Origin of the sequence: Streptomyces javensis, from assembly GCF_039525925.1 — a bacterium.
GTDB lineage: Bacteria > Actinomycetota > Actinomycetes > Streptomycetales > Streptomycetaceae > Streptomyces > Streptomyces asiaticus.
The window spans coordinates 1-15075 of sequence record NZ_BAAAIF010000094.1 but is presented as its reverse complement, the minus strand read 5'-3'; the positions used below and the strand labels follow the sequence as shown (position 1 = coordinate 15075).

Genomic DNA, 15075 nt, shown 5'->3' with positions numbered 1-15075 from the left:
ACCGCGGGCAGGGCGCACCATGGAAGACAGACGCCTGCCTGGCGTCGGACCTTCCCGTCTGGAAGGCCACGCTGTCCCCTTGTGCTGAAGAACAACCGGAGGGGACCGCACCGCTCCCGCCCAGCTCCCCGTGCCGGGCGGGAGCTCCCCGCTAAGCACACCGCAAGCCCAGCCGCGGACATCACCGCAGCAGCGGCTTCCGCCTCAGCGCCAACCACGGTTCGACAAGGCCTGCGCCTGGCCCGCGCCCACCAACTGGGCGACCTCGACCGCGCTGACGGTGACCATCCATCCGCACAGCAGGGGCCGTCACCGTCAGCCTGCGGCAGCGTCGTTGTCCCAGCCGTCCTCAGACGATCTATGCAGTCTTCTGTAGAGCTGAGTGTCGAAGATGAAATCAGCACTCCTTTATTGCTGGCAAGCGAAGGTGATATAAGTGATCACTGTCAGGATCGACCGCCTGGAGGCCCCATGCCCACGCTCAGCATCCATTTCGACCCCGCCGTACTGGCCCACCTGACCAGTGCGAGTGGAGACGACACCGTCCACGTCACGCTCTCCCTCGGTGGTGGCGACGGTGCCGCCACCACCCCGCCCCCGCACGTGGTCCCGCACGGTCCGCTCGCCGAACTCCTTCAGGCGGGCATGCTCGAAGTCGGCACCGTTCTGACCTTCCATCAGCGCCGCGCCAACCGCTCGGGACGCGCGGTCGTAACCGCCGAGGGCCAGCTCATCGTCGACGGCCACGCGTCACCTTTCGCGTCGCCCTCCAAGGCCGCGGAAGCAGTGACCGGCAACGTGATCAACGGCTGGACACTGTGGCAGCTGCCCGACGGACGGACCACCCTGGACGACCTCCGCCGGGAACTCAGGCGCCAGAACCAGCAGTAGCCGCGTCAGGCCACGCTGTGCCGGATGCGCCAAGCGCCCAGCACAGCCCGTCTGGCGGATGTCGTACATGCACCGAGCACGAACTGAAGTGCGATCAGGAGACCATGTGACCGCCCGGGAGAGCCGGTGAGCGAGAGGCACGTTGAGCCGGTCGTCCTGTCCGGTGAGGAAAACCGCGAGGTTCTGGAAGGCCGCGTCCTGCCGGTGTGGACGAAGAACGCCGCCCGCCAGGACCGGCCGGTCACCGTGTTCGTCGCGGGTCCTCCCGGCAGCGGCAAGACCACCCTCGCCGACCTGGTGCACGCGGTACTGAACCGCCGCGGCGGCGCCGTCCGAATCGGCCGGGACCTGTACAAGGCCGCGCACCGTCACTACGCCAAACTCCTGGACCAGGACGTCCGGACGGCCGGTGTGAAAGTCCGGCCGGACACGAGCCGTTGGCAGGAAGCGGTCGAAGCGCACGTCCGCGTCAACCAGTTCGATGCGGTGGTGGAGACAGCTCTCACCGATGCCGCCGAGTTCCGTACAGCCTCCGCCGCCTACCGCAAGACCGGCTCCCGTATCGAGGTCATCGTCCTGGCCACCCCACAAGCCCTCGACCAGCTGGGGATCCTCAAGCGCTTCCTCACCGAGGCCCTGGAGGGCGGTGGGCGGTATGTGTCCTGGGAGAATCACGACACCTGCGCGAAGCGGCTGCCGCCGACCCTGGCCGCCATCGAAGCCGAACGTCTGGCCGACCGGATCACCGTCCTTCGGCGCGACGGCGAGGTGCTCTACGACAACGAACTCACCGACGGAGCATGGCGCCGTCCCGCAGCAGCCGACAAGGCGGTTCTCGCCGGGCGCTCGCGGCCGTGGACGGCGCAGGAGACAGTCGTATTCCGTCGGGATCTCGCCCAGACCGATCAGCGCCTGCACCGCGAGGCTCTGCCCGCCGACAAGCGCCTGGCCGTCCAGCGGGACACCGAGCGTGCGGCCGCCCTGGCCGAACCGGTGCGGCGGATCGCCCAGGCCACCGCGCAGCCGCCCGGTGTGGACTACTACCGCTTGTCTGCCGCCGAGCACCAGTGGATCTTTGACGAGCTGATCGTGCCGTCCTACCTGAGCCGCATCGCCCCGCAGGAGCAGCCGGTGGTGGTGTATGTGATGGGCCAGCCGGGGGCGGGGAAGACGCGGACGGCGCGGTTGGTCCAGCGTGCCCTGCGGGGCCGCAGACCTACCCGGATCGTGGGTGAGGACTACAAGGTCTCCCACCCGGACTACCTGCGACTGCTTCAGGAATCGCCGAGGACCGCGGGCGCTCGGATCCGCTCCGACTACCGGGCCTGGCAGGCCATGGCCGAGGCGCATGTCCGTGCGCGACGCGGCGACATGGTCATCGAGATCGCGCCGGGGAGCGTCGACCAGTTCGTCGCCAGCGTGGCCGCGGCCCGCCGGGACCGCTATCGGGCCAAGATGGTAGTGCTGGGCGTGCGAGCGGCGGACAGCCGCCAGGGCACGGCCGCCCGCTACGCCGAGGTGAGCGCGGACGGCGGTCCGGCCCGGTTCACCACCGCTGCCGGGCACGACGCGTGCTTCCGCGCAGTCGTCGAGGCAGTCCGGCACGCGGAAGCCGACGCCCTGGTCGATTCCATCGTGGTCATGCGGCGGGACGGAACCGCTGCCTATCACAACGAGCTCACCGCCGAGGGGCGATGGCATCGTGCGCCGGGCGCCGCGCGGGCCCTGGCGGCCGAGCAGCAGCGGCCGTACACGCCGCAGGAAGCCGCCGAGTTCTTCGCGATGCATCGGCGGCTGCGGGCCGCGCTGCCGCAGTACCGCGCCGAGTTGTTGGACATCGCGCAGCTGGCCCAGCCCTTGATGCCTGATCGGTGGCGGCCGCGGAGGATCACCCAGCCCGCCGCGCCGACAGCGCTCCCGGCACGGCCGATGGGGCTGGGCTAGGGCTCGGTGAGTTCCTTGAAGCGCGCGTCGTAGGCGGCCGCGATCCGGGACACCTCCTGCGGTTCGGCGTCCTCGAGCGCGTGCTGGTCTTCCACGCATCTCTGCCGCTGCGTCCTCAGCCGCTCCAGGCGCTCCTCATCGGGGACGGCGGCCCTGCTCTCTGTGAAGATCTGCTCGTTGTACCAGGCGATTACGCGTTTCACCCGCTCCAGCGTGGCCTCGTAGCTGGCTGGGGGCATCGGTTCGTTGGAGGCGCCTGCGGGTTCGGCAGGGTCGTGCACGGGGACCGCCTTGGTATCGGTGCTGGGCAATCCGGTCATTGTCATCTGCGCGGAAACCACCCGACAAGGCGAACCGCCCGCTGCCCGGAACCGGCAGCTGCCTGGGGTGTGGCCGGGAAGGGGCCAGCGGCCCGTTCGGCCTGTGCGGCAAGGTGGCATCGCGGGTTAGGTTGGGGCGAGTTGATCGTTTCGGGGGGGTTGATGGTGGCAGGTGATCTCAGGGCGCTCTTCAGCTCGAACGACCGCACGGTGGCGGCGGCCGAGGCGTTCACGAACCGGCAGCTGCAGTGGGAAGCGGCCACCGCCGCGCTGGGCGAGCACCTGCGGCACACCGCCGCCCCGGCCTTCGACGTCGAAGACCTCGAAGCGCCCCGCACCAACGTGCTCGTCTTCCACGGTGTCGGCGGCATCGGCAAAACCACCCTGTCTCGCAAACTGGAGGCCGCCCTCACCGGCGCCGAGCACCGCCCCACGCAATGGGGCCAGCCCGCCTGGCCGGGCGAACGGATCTGGCCGGTACGGATCGACCTCGCCCGCTCGGCCGGCACCGACTTCGAGCAGATCGTGCTCACCATCCGCCTCGCTCTCGCCGAGCTCGGCCGCCCGCTGCCCGCCTTCGACATCGCCCTGCGCCGCTACTGGGAGCACAACCACCCCGGGGAGCCGCTGGAGGAGTACCTGCGCCGGGGCGGCCTGTCACGGTTCGGCAGGGCCGGACAGCAACAGATGCAGTCCGCGCTGTCGGATGTCGCCCAGGCGCTACTGCTGCCCGGCACCGTCGGCTCGGCGATCGGCCAGGTGACCGGCGCCCTGGTGGGGGCCCTGCGCGAGCGCCGGCAGACCGTCCACGCGCTCGCCGGATGCACCCGGCTGGCCGACCTCCTGGAGGCCGAACCCGACCTCGATGCGCTCTCCTACTATCCGCATCTCCTGGCCTGGGAGCTCGCCCAGCTCCCACCGGACAAGGCCGTGACACCGGTAATCCTGCTGGACACCTTCGAAGACACCGGCGACCGCACCCACCGCGACCTCGAACGCCTCATCCAGCGGGTGGTGTGGCTGATGCCGAACGCCTTCTTCGTCATCACCGGCCGCTCCCGCCTGCAATGGGGCGACGAAGCCCTTCAGGGCCAGCTCGACTTCACCGGCCCCGCAGCCTGGCCCGGCCTCGTCGCCCACGACATCCCAGCAGCCCGCACCACCTCACCCACAGGCAGCAGGCGGCAGGTGCTGATCGGCGACTTCTCCCCCGAGGACTGCGACGACTACCTCGCCCATCGCCTCTCCCGCGACGGCCAGCCCCTCATCGGCCCGCGTGTGCGCGAAGTCATCACCCGCCGCTCGCACGGCCTGCCCCTCTACCTAGACCTGTCGGTGATGCGGTTCCTGGAACTCCGCCGCTCGGGCCACACCCCCAGCCCGGACGACTTCGACCAGGACTTCCCGGCCCTGATCGCCCGCACCCTGTCCGACCTCACCCCCGACGAACGGCATGTCCTGCGCTCGGTCGCCCTGCTGGACGCCTTCGACGTGGCGCTCGCGACCCGGGCCGCAGGCATGACCCACGAGGCGTTGGCCGCGCGGCTGGCCGAGAGGCCGTTCGTCAGCGAAGACCCCTTCAGTTTGTGGCCGTTCCACCTGCACGGGCTGATCCGCTCCACCATCCGCACCGCGGATGACCGCACCGACGACCGCTGGTCACCATGCGACTGGGCCCACGCCGCCCAGCGAGCCCTCGACGCTCTCGGCGAGCAGTGGAACACCAGCCCCACCCGGAACCGGCTCCTGCTCATCGGTTGCCTGCGCCAGGGCCTGCGCCTCGCCCGCGACCACCGTCTCGAGCTCGGCTGGCTCAGGGACGCGGCCTGGTCCTACGTCAGCGACTCGATCTGGGAACCGCTCGACCCACCCGCACCACACAATGCGGCGGCCGCCGGGCTGGAGACCCCGGCCGACGCCCTGGTCGAAACCCTCAGCGCGCTCGGCCGCCGCCAGCACGAGCACCGCGAGTGCACCGTCGACCGGCTCACCACCGTCGTCGACACCGGCCTGCTGCCCACCGACCTGCGCGAGATGGCCCTCTACTACCGGGCCAAGGCCCAACGCGACCTCGGCCGCACCGACGACTCCCGCCGCGGCATGCAGCTCGTCGCCGACGGCGGCGGCCGCCTCGCCCCCGCCGCCCGCCGCGGCCTCGCCCACCTCGCCCGCCTCGCCGGCGACTTCCCCACCGCCATGGACACCGCCCGCACCCTCGGCTGGGCCGGCCGCCACCACCGCGTGATGGGCGACGTGTGGTGGGTCCAGGGCGACATGGAACGCGCGGCCGCCGCGTACGCTGCCGCCCGCCGCGAAGCCGAAGACCACGGCATTGCCGGGGAGCGGGCCACCTGCCAGGCCCAGCGGGGCTTCGTCCTCGCCTTCACCAACCCCGACCTCGCCGACGACGAACTAGAACTCGCCCAGCATCTGCTGGCCGGGCTCGACCTGCGCGCCACCGGCCTCACCGTCCAGATCGCCACGCTTCTCCGCGATGCCGGAACCTCCACCGACCTCGAGGACCGTGCCAGCATCCTCCGCACCGAAATCAGCGTCGCCGGGCTGACCTCTACGGCCGCCACCCTCGAGCTGGCCATGGCCTTCCACCACGCGGTCCGCGGCACACGCGAGGACCTGCTCGCCACGATCTCGCGGCTGCGCGAACTCACCCGCGGCAGCAACGGCGACTACGCCTACTACCTCGACATCGCCCACTTCATGGCCGGACTCCCCCTCGACACTCCGTCACCGGCACGCTGGCTTGACAGCCAAGACTCCACACGTCAGCGGTGGCGCGCCTTGGTCACAGACCGACACGATCACCTACGCACCCGCCAGTAGAGCGCCGCCGCCCCGGCGCACCCAGGGCTTCAGCACCACGCCGCAACCTGCGGATTCCAGGTCCCCCTCACCGAGCCGTCGAACAGCGGGTCGACGAAGGACGCCGCTGCCTGAGCCGCTTCCGGGAAGGTGTGGCAACCGACCAGCCCCAGGACCAAGGACGCCTGCTCCGGGTATCGCGTGGGCCAGTCAGGACCGGGGGACTCAAACGCTTCGGGTAAGGCCACGCTCAGTCCCAGAGCGCGGCGCCTGTCCGCTTCGCGGTGGAGGGCTTGGTGTGCCTCCTGGCCCTCGATGGTCTCCTGCTGTGTGATCAGCAGGAGATCAGCAAGATCGCGGTATCGGTTCGAGCCGTGCTGGCCCTTGGGGCCATGACGTTCGTACATGGCGCAGATCTTGTCGGCGACGTGATCGATGACGGGGTAGAGACGAACCTGTGGCCAGTCGACCGGCCATTCCAGATCGACAGCGGATTTGAGCGTGCGCGTCTCCGGGCGGCCGGCGAGGGTCCGGCCGACCACGAGATCGACCTTGATGTCCGCTGCCTTCCTTGCACCCAGGTAGACGGCGAAGGACTGTGCTCCGCCGCGGCCTTCATCGCTGTGCTCGACGAACTTGGTCGGGACGAACCGCAGGAAGTCTCCGAGATCCACGGCTACCGCCTCCTTCAGGAGAGAGGCGGCCTCCTCCACTGTGTGGTGCGGAGAGACGCACTGCAGGTCGATATCGCGGCTCAGCCGGGCGGCCCCCTCATAACGCACAAGCAGGGCCTGGCCGCCCTTGATGAGCCAGCCGTCGGGGTCTGCCGTGAAGACCCGGGCCGAGAGGCGATTGAAGTAGAAGACGTTCATGAGCTCGGGAACACTCATGCCCGTCTTCTTCTTCATGTTCAGGGCGGCCTGCTTCAACGCCGCCCTGAAGGCATTCGGATTGGCATATTTGCCCACCTGCGCCGCCCCCGGATCCGTGCTGTTCGACCCAGTCGACTCTACGGCTCGTGATCGTCGCCGTCAGCCCGTTCCGAGCTGCGAGCAGCAGGGGTCGCCTCATCAGGCGTCGACCTGGCATCCCGGCGGGATGCAGCCGCATCCTGCTGCAGCTTCCGAATACTCTCGGCAAGGTGCTGGAATCCGGGACTGGGCAGCGCTGCGTCCGCGAGCCTCCGCTGAACTTCCGGCGGAATCAACATCGGCAACTTCACGTCAGGTGAGACCGGCGGTCGCAGCTTCAGGGAGTCGGCGACCGCAGCAAGTGCGGCATCATTCACGGAACCCAAGCCCGCAGACTGAGAGAACGCCTCGATCGCCTGTTGCAAGCCGAGCAGGGCGCTCTTGAATCCAGCCTGCGACGCACGTTCAAGCTGATCGGAGCGCAGGCTCTCCCCTGCCTGCAGCACCAGATGCTCGATCAGTGCTCGCCCATCGCTCCCTCGCGGCATGCCGTACCGCCGGGCGAACGGTCCTGCCGCTTCCGCCAGTTCGTCGATAGAGATCAGACCGCGTCGGTCCGCCTCGGCGATCACACCACCTACGTGTCCGCCGTCGGCCTTGGCGCTCAGCAAGTCGACGATGGTCCTGCGGGCGGTGGTGACCGGAAGCCCGTCGATCAAGGTGGTGTCAGCTGTCTCGACCATCGCGGTGCGCAGACGGACGGAGGGGTCCTTGGTGACCCGTCGGCGCGGAACGCTGATCTCCACCTGAGGGGCCGGGATGTCGCCGAGCTCGTGCAGCTGACAGGCAGAGGCATGCGAGACCACGCCGGAATCGGGATCGTCAGCAGAACGTTCCCAGGCCGGGACGGTCGGCCGCAGGCGCAACCAGGCGACCTTGATCTCCAGGTGCTGAGGCACACCGGCAGCTGCCACGAGGTACACGCCGTGAGCGACGCTCTCAAGCAGCCCCGCCTCGGCCAGGCGCAGCAACTGCACGCCGTTCAACCCTGCGTCCTTGGCCTGCGCCGATGTCACCAGACCCCACTGGTCGGCGGCAAAGCCACCCAGCAGCGACAACTGTTCAGCACGGTCCATGCATCCATGGTTACACGAGTACCGCAGAGATAGTTACATATAGGCGTAACTATCTCTGCGCCTCGTGGATCCACCTATGTAATTATCGCTGCTTCACGTGGAAATTCGCGCTCGACTGGATCCGCCCCCAGTGGACGTCCGCGAGACGGATGCCGGCGTCAGATGCAGGTATCGAGCATGCCGCCGAGCGCCGAGCGCTCCGCCGCGTCCACGGTCAGGCCGTACACGTGCTTCACCGAGATCCAGGCACGGCCGTAAGTGCACCGGTAGCCGACCAGCGGAGGCTGCCAGTCAGCGGGATCCTTGTCCGCCTTGGAGCGGTTGGAACGAGCTGAGACGGCGATGAGCTGGGAATGGGCGAGATCATTGGCGAAGGCCCGGCGATCCGCGGTCGTCCACTGCGAGGCGCCGGACCGCCATGCCTCCTTCAACGGCACAACATGGTCGATATCCACCTTGGACGCCGCGTCGAGCACCGCACCGTCGTACGCCGAGCGCCAGCTGCCGACCGTCGCCCGACACTGCCCGTCCTGGGTGACCTGATCGCCGTCCCGGACGAGGACGATCTCGCGGGTGTCGCAGGTGCCCTGCTGGATGATCCAGTGCGGGAACTTCGCCCGGCTGTAGCCGGGCACATCGTCCTCGGGTACGACGGTCAGATCATCTAGTTCCGCCCGGGCCTCCTCAGCAGTCGGCGGTTCTGGGAACTCCGTCACCGATACGGGACCGGCGATGGAAGACGCAGCACTCGGGGTGCTCGGTACGGCCCAGATGGAGGGAGCGGAGCCCACGAGGCCGACGGTTGCCAGCGTGGCGGCCGCGGCAGCGGCCCAGCGACGAATCATCATGACCGTCACCGTGGACCGACCCACCAGGCCGAACGCTCAATTCCCCGAGCCGTCACCCCGAAGTGGATACACAGCAGGGAGGCTCCAGCTGCCCTCGAGCCCGCAGGCATATCAACCGGAAACCTCCCGCACCGACTTCCTGCTGCACATCCCTCGGGGCGTCTGGTTGCCTCAATATTCGAACAAGCGATCTAATAGAGGCATGAGCCAGCACGACTTCCCCCTCGACCTCGTGGAGGCGCAGACCGCCTGGTACCGCACGTACTGGCAACTCGCCGAATCCGGTCCGACGGCCAGCACCACCACGGACCGTCGACGCCTGCAGCAGCTGTCGAAACAGATCGCCGCGCATCCGTACTGGTGTGGGCCGTCGGGCACACCGGCCGCGCGCATGGAACTCAAGGAGCTCGCCCGGCGTGAGGTCGGACGATGAGACTCGCCGCCTGATCGGAGGCATTGGTCCGTGCGTTCCGGGCCCGGATAGTTCGCGGACGGTGAAGACGTGGGTGACCCGCCCCCCTCCGAACGGCCAGGGCCGGCTCGTAGCAAGCTGCGTGATCAACCGCCCTGGCGGAGGTGGTGATGGGAGCTGCGATCACGTGGAGCTGGGCGGGGCGCGGGGGAAAGGCGCCAGCAGCGATCACCGAAGGGGGGCGTGGGCCGTGGGACGGAAAGGCCGCTGCCCCGGTGCCGTCACACACCAGGGCAGCGGGGCAGTGGACCTTCGTGGCACGGCTGTGAGCTGGGTCAGCCGATGGGGTTGACGAAGGTGCCGGGGTGGGTGGCGCTGCGCTGGTCGACGAGGGAGTCGGTCTCCCAGGGCCACTCGATCTTGAGGGCCTTGGTCTCGTTGGGTGGGGTGATCTCGACCCAGGCTGGCTGGTAGAAGCCCTCTTCCTCCCCTGTGAAGGCGAGGTTGAGGGTGAACTCGTTCGACGCCCGCGTGCGCCCTGCCGCCGCCTTCGGTGGCGGCCTGCCCGCCGCCCGACTGATCCTTCGCGGCGCCCGCCTCCGAGCCCCCCTCGGCCTTGGCATCGGAACCCTGCGCACCGTTGGAGGAACCCGAGGAGCCGCTCGACCCGGCCGGGGCCGTGTCGGCCTGGCCCGCGGACTTCGAGTCACCACCGTCCGGGCCGTTGCAGGCCGTCAGGGTCAGGGCGGCGGCCGCGGTCAGGACCGCGGCGGCGACGCGGAGAGTACGACGGCGGGCGATATGGGCAGTGGTGTCGGAGCGCATTTCGGGTCCCCCGGGAGAGGTCGGTGTCGTGGTCTGCTCGGTACGACAACAACTCTGACCAGGGCCACTACCGCAACACCGCCGCCCAGCTAACATCCGGCTAACACGACTGTGACCAGGGAAAACTGGCCGCGGGTCCGCCTCGGCGGGCGCAACGGCGGGGGCGGTGATCTCCAGCTAGTGAACACGCACTCGTGGGATCTGCGTGGACGCCGAAGGGGATGTCGATGCGTTGGAGGCGTCCAGCGCGGTGTAGCCGCATCCGGTGTAGAAGGTGGCCGGGTCGCGTTTGGTCTCGTACGAGCCGTACATCAGGAGGTAAGCCCAGCTGGTCGTGCACCTGCCATGCTCTCTTGAGCAGGACAGCGGCCAGTCCTTGCCAGCGGGCCGTCTCGGCGACCGCCAGGCCGTGGACCTTGGCGACGGCCACACCCATGGCCAGGGCCCTCGGCGGCTCGTAGCCGTGTTTCACCGCCATGTTGATGCTAGTCCCAGGGACGGTGACGGACAGCACATCGACCACCTGGACCCGTCGCATGAGCTGTTGAGCAATGACCGTGCGTTGGACACCGTGTTCGAAAGTCAAGGGATACCTGGCCAACCCTTCCAGGGCGGGCCCTTCGACTTCGACGCGTACTGCGATCCGCACTGCCGTTGGAGGAAGCGAGGTGAGGCATGCTGTGGTTGCTGCGTGCCGTGACGCTGGGCTGGGGGGATGGGTCCTTTTGGCCGTTGAGGAGTGAGGAGTGCCTCTGTGGGCGAGCCAGAAATGCTGAGAGAACAAGAGTTGGAGCCCGAAGTGGATTTCTACGGCATGTGTCTGCAGGACGCCGAGTCGGCCCAGCTCGCGTATCCAGGGGGTCGTGTCATGGACGAGGGGGTGTTCGTCACTGCTCACCCGGGCCGGGTTGATATCGAGAGTGCCGGTCACACCCACACGGCCGCGATGACGGCCCAGGTCTGGGACGGCGAGCCCCCCGCCGACACGGGCCGCGTGTGGGATCTGCAGGCCGACACCGTCATCCACTCAGGGACGGGGGTTTTGCAAGTTTGGGCGGTGGCATACGGCCCGATTCCCGACGAGATCGAACTGGGCGGCCCCGGCGCGGACTGGCATGTGCGGGTCTACTGCACGGGCCGTGAGGACGTGGCCCGCATCGTCGAAGACGAGGGGATCGCCGAAGGGGCCGAGCAGTACCTCATCCAGTTCTGGCCCTGCCAGGCATAAGGAAGGGCCCCGGGCGCGCACCACGCGCCCGGGGCCCCGGAGGATGTGTCGAAGACCTACGTGATGGTGACGTAAAAGCCGTCGTCGTCGCCGTCGAGGATCCGGTTGAGCGTCATGAACTGGCCGAGCAGATTGCCGGCGTTGCCGTTGTCCTTCTTCGCCAGCGGGAGGACAGAGAAGTTGTTCTTCGGCGCGGAGGGCTCGTATGTGGTCTGCGCACAGCCCTCATAGGTGGTGGCGAAAGGATACTCATCGCACTCCTTGCCGCCCTGGGCATAGTCGTCGCCGAAGACCTTCTTGCAAGTGCTCACCGCCGTTGAGCGATTCTTCTTGCGCCGTGCGTTGTCGTGGTAGAGCCGACGCAGGGGCGTCTGCACGGTCGCTCCCGGTACTTTCTTATTGGCGTTGACGGGCTTGGTGGTGCCCGGCTTGGTGAAGGCGGTTTTGATGTGCTGGGCGACAGCCCTTTCGGGTGCGCCCGCCTTGGTGCTGTAGACGAGCGGAACAAGGTAGGTGAACGCCGCTCCTCCCTGGGTCGGCTTGGAGAGATACTTGGCCTTGTCCCACCGGGGCGGGAGGAAGAACAGCGTTCCGCTCAGTTCACCGCCCGGCGTGTAGCCGGGAGGCGGAGTGATCGTGGCGGACGCCTCGAACACCGCGGCGATCGCGTCCGAGGGCGTGGAGCCCTGCCCCGCGGCGGCGTTGAGGACACGCGTGAATCCCGCGGGCTGCTGGGCAGCGATAGTGTCGAAGCTCCGCGCGCCAGGTACGGTGCCGGTCTGTTTCACATTCGCCGCGGCCGGCCACACCTGGGGTATCTTCACCGACGGCTTGATCATCAGGGCGGACGTCTCGACCTGGCCGGTCTTCTTCATCTCCGTGAAGTACTGCGTAATGCGGACATCGCGGCTGTCCTTGGCGATCGTCCCGACCGACAGATACACGAACTGCGTCTCGCCCACGGGGCGCCCGTTCTTCGACCACACAGTGAAGAACACCGCGCCCGAGCATGAGGCGAAGCGCGACTTGAAGAAGAATCTCTTGTTCGTCCCCAGGCCCTTGATGCACTCCTTCGGTGTCATCGTGCGGGCCGGTTCCGGATAACTCACCGGCGGATCCGCCACCGCGGAACGCTGGCCGACGGCTCGCCCGTAGGTGGCCGCCGGGCCGACTACTTCCGGAGCCCGTTGAGCACCGGTGAACGCCTCCCTGCCAGCAGGAAGGCGCAGGGTGCCTCCTGGCTGACGTAACTCGGCGAGGGAGGGAAGGCGTGTTCCCACCGGCAGGACACTCGTGTGTATTCCGAGGTCATCGCCGGATGCTGCCGCGGACGGCGATGCCAGCGGCAGAAGCGCCGCGGCTGTAAGAAGGGCGACCGCTCCGGGGAACGTGACGGTCCGGCGTAGCGTGAATCTCATAACCTCACTCAACTGATCGGGCCGCGTACCGGCGTAGTGCTGCGGGTTTCGCCGCCGCATGAACTCGCCCGGCGCGGCACGGGACAACGGCACCCCGGGACGCCTGAAGAGATCCGGGACGCCCACACTTTCACCACACACACGTAAAAAATATTATGGTTTCGGACAATTGATGCCTGAGCGAGTCCGAATCGCCCATGCCGGGGGAGCGTTGACATCTGCAGACCAAACCCAGTGGTCCGGGCCGGCCTGCGCGACCTGATCAGAACCAAAACTGCCGACCTGGACTAGCTCATAGAACCCGGCGGACACCAGGCAAGCGGCGCAGTCCGGCAGCGAGCGCGAAGGCGGTCCCGGTGGCGAGCACGCTGGACGTGGCCCATGCACCGATCGCGGACAGGTCGCGGCCCGCCAGGTACTTCTGCACGGTCACCACCAGCGGCACATGAAGGATGTACACGCCGTACGAATCCGCTGCCAGTTCCTTGGAGAAGCGGCTTGTACTGGTGACCGTCTCACGGAACAGAGTGAGCAGTCCGACGCACAGGGACACGCACAAGGCGCTGTCGTAGGCCGCCCAGGCGAAGGCCGGCCCGTTGAATCCCCCCGGGGCGAACCAGCTGGAGTCCGCTCCCGTCGCGAAAAGCGAGGCGACTGCCGCCAGCCCGACGCCCAGCCACACCCATCCGATACGGGCATCGAACCTCTCCAACCAGTGGTGACGGTGTGCGAGCACGCCGAGGGTGAAAAAGGCCGCGTACTGCGGTACTCGGGCGGGCTCGACCTGCAGGAAGTCCAGCACCGGGATCCACTTGTCCAGCGGGTACTTCAGCCGTATGAGAAAGGTCGCGGCCGTGATCGCTGTCGTCAGCCACAGCAGCGCCCCGTGCCCCGGCGCGGGGCGCTCACCACGCACCGGCTCGTCGCGTCGGTGGCGCCGCAGCAGCCGGCCTGCCCGGCTGCAGATGACGTAGAGCACGGTGTAGGCGAGCAGGTTCTGGATGAACCACAGGTGCCCGAACTGCAGGTCCGGCCAGGAAGGCCCCGTCCAGCCCGCTGGCTTCTCCGCCAGGCCGAGGTAGACGTCCCGGAAGTAACGCGGGAAGGAGAGGGGCGGGTAACCGCGGTAGTGAACGTAGTACGTGTACATCAGGCCGGGCACGATCGTCAGCGCGCCGACCACCACCGGGATACCAAGCCTGACCAGGCGGCTCTTCAGAAAACGCCAGCCTCCGCGCCGGTGGTACGAGCTGGGCACGAACGCTGCGGAGACGAAGAAGAACAGACTCATGAAGAACGCCCCGTCGACCGCGGACAGCGTGGCCAGGCCCGGGGTGCGCGGCTGTCCCTCGACGTACCACCAGTCGTCCGGCCCGTAGGGCTGGGCAGCGTGGTGGACCACGACCAGGACCGTCAGCGCGATCCGTAAGTTGTCGAGCCAGTCCAGACGGCGGTCGGGGCGCACTGCAGAAGGGGATGTACCAGAGTCGAGTGTGTACATGCGTTCAGGATGCTCAACACATGTACACCTCTGCACTGGGGCTATCCCCCCGTCCCGTCCTCCAGGTATCCGTACAGTCCCTGCAAGAGCAGGCGTTGATTGGCCAGGCTGCGTTGCGCCAGCACCGCCGGATCGAACATCGGCTCATCACAGTGAGGCTGCATCACCCGCTCCAGCAGCAGCGGCCCAAGGACCAGGCACAGCACCTGAAACGGCGCCCACTCGCTGTTCGGTGTCTGCTTGCCATACGCCGCAGACAACCGCCCCAGCTCCGCCCGGGCACCGCTCAACAGCCGCCCGAACAGGTCCGAACTTGCCGCGCTGTCCTCCAGCAGGACATGCCGCAGGTAGCCCCGCAGCACCAGGTCCTCTCCAAACAGCCGGGCCGACACCTCGCCGAGCGACTCCATAAGCCCGGCATCCGGATCCACCTCGGACAGCTCCTTGCCGATCCGCTCCAGCACGTACTCATCGACCGCGGCGCGCAGTCCCTCCTTCGACCCGAAGTGCCGGGTTACCAACGCCGGCGACAGCCCCGCAGCCGCTGCCACCGCTCGCGTCGACGTTGCCTCGAACCCTCGTTCGGCAAACAGTTCCAGCGCAGCCTCGCGCAACCGCGCCCGCCCTGTCAGATCACTCTTCTCCACCGCCCTCATGCCCGCAGCGTAATCACGAGCCCACCAGCAGAACGGGAACTGCTCAACAGGACGTTCAGACACAGCTTCTTAGAGGTCGTTTTCACCTTGAATGCACTGGTATCTGCTAATTTTCGCGGCACGGGGTTGTGGTGGTGCGGAGATTGCTGATGCGTTTGGTACCTG

Annotated in this window: 13 protein-coding genes; 5 read left to right on the top strand and 8 right to left on the bottom strand. The window is 67.9% G+C overall.

Annotation, left to right across the window (positions count from 1 at the left end):
* Positions 1-471 precede the first annotated feature (471 nt).
* Both ABD329_RS43475 and ABD329_RS43470 read left to right on the top strand, forming a co-directional pair.
* Positions 472-891: a restriction system modified-DNA reader domain-containing protein gene (locus tag ABD329_RS43475; protein WP_198276865.1), complete on the top strand. Its 420-nt coding sequence runs from the start codon at positions 472-474 to the stop codon at positions 889-891.
* Positions 892-1017: 126 nt separating this feature from the next.
* Complete coding sequence (locus tag ABD329_RS43470; RefSeq protein ID WP_198276864.1) at positions 1018-2835, top strand: zeta toxin family protein; 1818 nt, start codon at positions 1018-1020, stop codon at positions 2833-2835.
* Here the strand turns inward: ABD329_RS43470 and ABD329_RS43465 are convergent.
* The gene (locus ABD329_RS43465; protein WP_246618408.1) at positions 2832-3146 is read right to left on the bottom strand and encodes a hypothetical protein; all 315 of its coding nucleotides are present in this window, start codon (positions 3144-3146) and stop codon (positions 2832-2834) included. The two genes, ABD329_RS43470 and ABD329_RS43465, sit on opposite strands and share 4 nt — an antisense overlap.
* Before the next feature lie 171 nt (positions 3147-3317).
* Between ABD329_RS43465 and ABD329_RS43460 the strand changes: the two genes are divergently transcribed.
* The gene (locus ABD329_RS43460) at positions 3318-5996 is read left to right on the top strand and encodes an ATP/GTP-binding protein (protein ID WP_344317898.1); all 2679 of its coding nucleotides are present in this window, start codon (positions 3318-3320) and stop codon (positions 5994-5996) included.
* A gap of 29 nt (positions 5997-6025) precedes the next feature.
* On the opposite strand, the gene ABD329_RS43455 is transcribed toward ABD329_RS43460, so the two are convergent.
* From ABD329_RS43455 to ABD329_RS43445, 3 genes are all read right to left on the bottom strand, one after another.
* A complete protein-coding gene (locus tag ABD329_RS43455) occupies positions 6026-6943 on the bottom strand; it encodes a nucleotidyl transferase AbiEii/AbiGii toxin family protein (protein ID WP_309142845.1) in 918 nt (305 codons plus the stop codon).
* A gap of 41 nt (positions 6944-6984) precedes the next feature.
* Positions 6985-8022, bottom strand: coding sequence for a type IV toxin-antitoxin system AbiEi family antitoxin domain-containing protein (locus tag ABD329_RS43450; protein WP_198279662.1), 1038 nt, complete (start codon positions 8020-8022; stop codon positions 6985-6987).
* 158 nt (positions 8023-8180) lie between these two features.
* Positions 8181-8870 (bottom strand): HNH endonuclease family protein, encoded by a 690-nt coding sequence (locus ABD329_RS43445; RefSeq protein ID WP_198279661.1) that lies wholly within the window; start codon positions 8868-8870, stop codon positions 8181-8183.
* Between the two features lie 202 nt (positions 8871-9072).
* Between ABD329_RS43445 and ABD329_RS43440 the strand changes: the two genes are divergently transcribed.
* Positions 9073-9303 carry a hypothetical protein gene (locus tag ABD329_RS43440; protein WP_198279660.1) on the top strand — a complete coding sequence of 77 codons (231 nt, stop codon included), beginning with the start codon at positions 9073-9075 and terminating at the stop codon, positions 9301-9303.
* Between the two features lie 314 nt (positions 9304-9617).
* Here ABD329_RS43440 and ABD329_RS43435 read toward each other — a convergent pair whose 3' ends face one another.
* Positions 9618-9905: a hypothetical protein gene (locus ABD329_RS43435; protein WP_246618811.1), complete on the bottom strand. Its 288-nt coding sequence runs from the start codon at positions 9903-9905 to the stop codon at positions 9618-9620.
* A gap of 956 nt (positions 9906-10861) precedes the next feature.
* Between ABD329_RS43435 and ABD329_RS43430 the strand changes: the two genes are divergently transcribed.
* Complete coding sequence (locus ABD329_RS43430; protein WP_198279659.1) at positions 10862-11335, top strand: hypothetical protein; 474 nt, start codon at positions 10862-10864, stop codon at positions 11333-11335.
* A 56-nt stretch (positions 11336-11391) separates the two neighbouring features.
* On the opposite strand, the gene ABD329_RS43425 is transcribed toward ABD329_RS43430, so the two are convergent.
* From ABD329_RS43425 to ABD329_RS43415, 3 genes are all read right to left on the bottom strand, one after another.
* Entirely contained in the window at positions 11392-12459 is a 1068-nt protein-coding gene (locus ABD329_RS43425) for a NucA/NucB deoxyribonuclease domain-containing protein (RefSeq protein WP_309142844.1), read from the bottom strand.
* Between the two features lie 586 nt (positions 12460-13045).
* Positions 13046-14254, bottom strand: a complete 1209-nt coding sequence (locus ABD329_RS43420) for an acyltransferase family protein (RefSeq protein ID WP_198279658.1) — start codon at positions 14252-14254, stop codon at positions 13046-13048.
* Between the two features lie 41 nt (positions 14255-14295).
* On the bottom strand, positions 14296-14910 hold the full coding sequence (locus ABD329_RS43415) for a TetR/AcrR family transcriptional regulator (protein ID WP_198279657.1): 615 nt from the start codon (positions 14908-14910) through the stop codon (positions 14296-14298).
* Between the last annotated feature and the right edge of the window lie 165 nt (positions 14911-15075).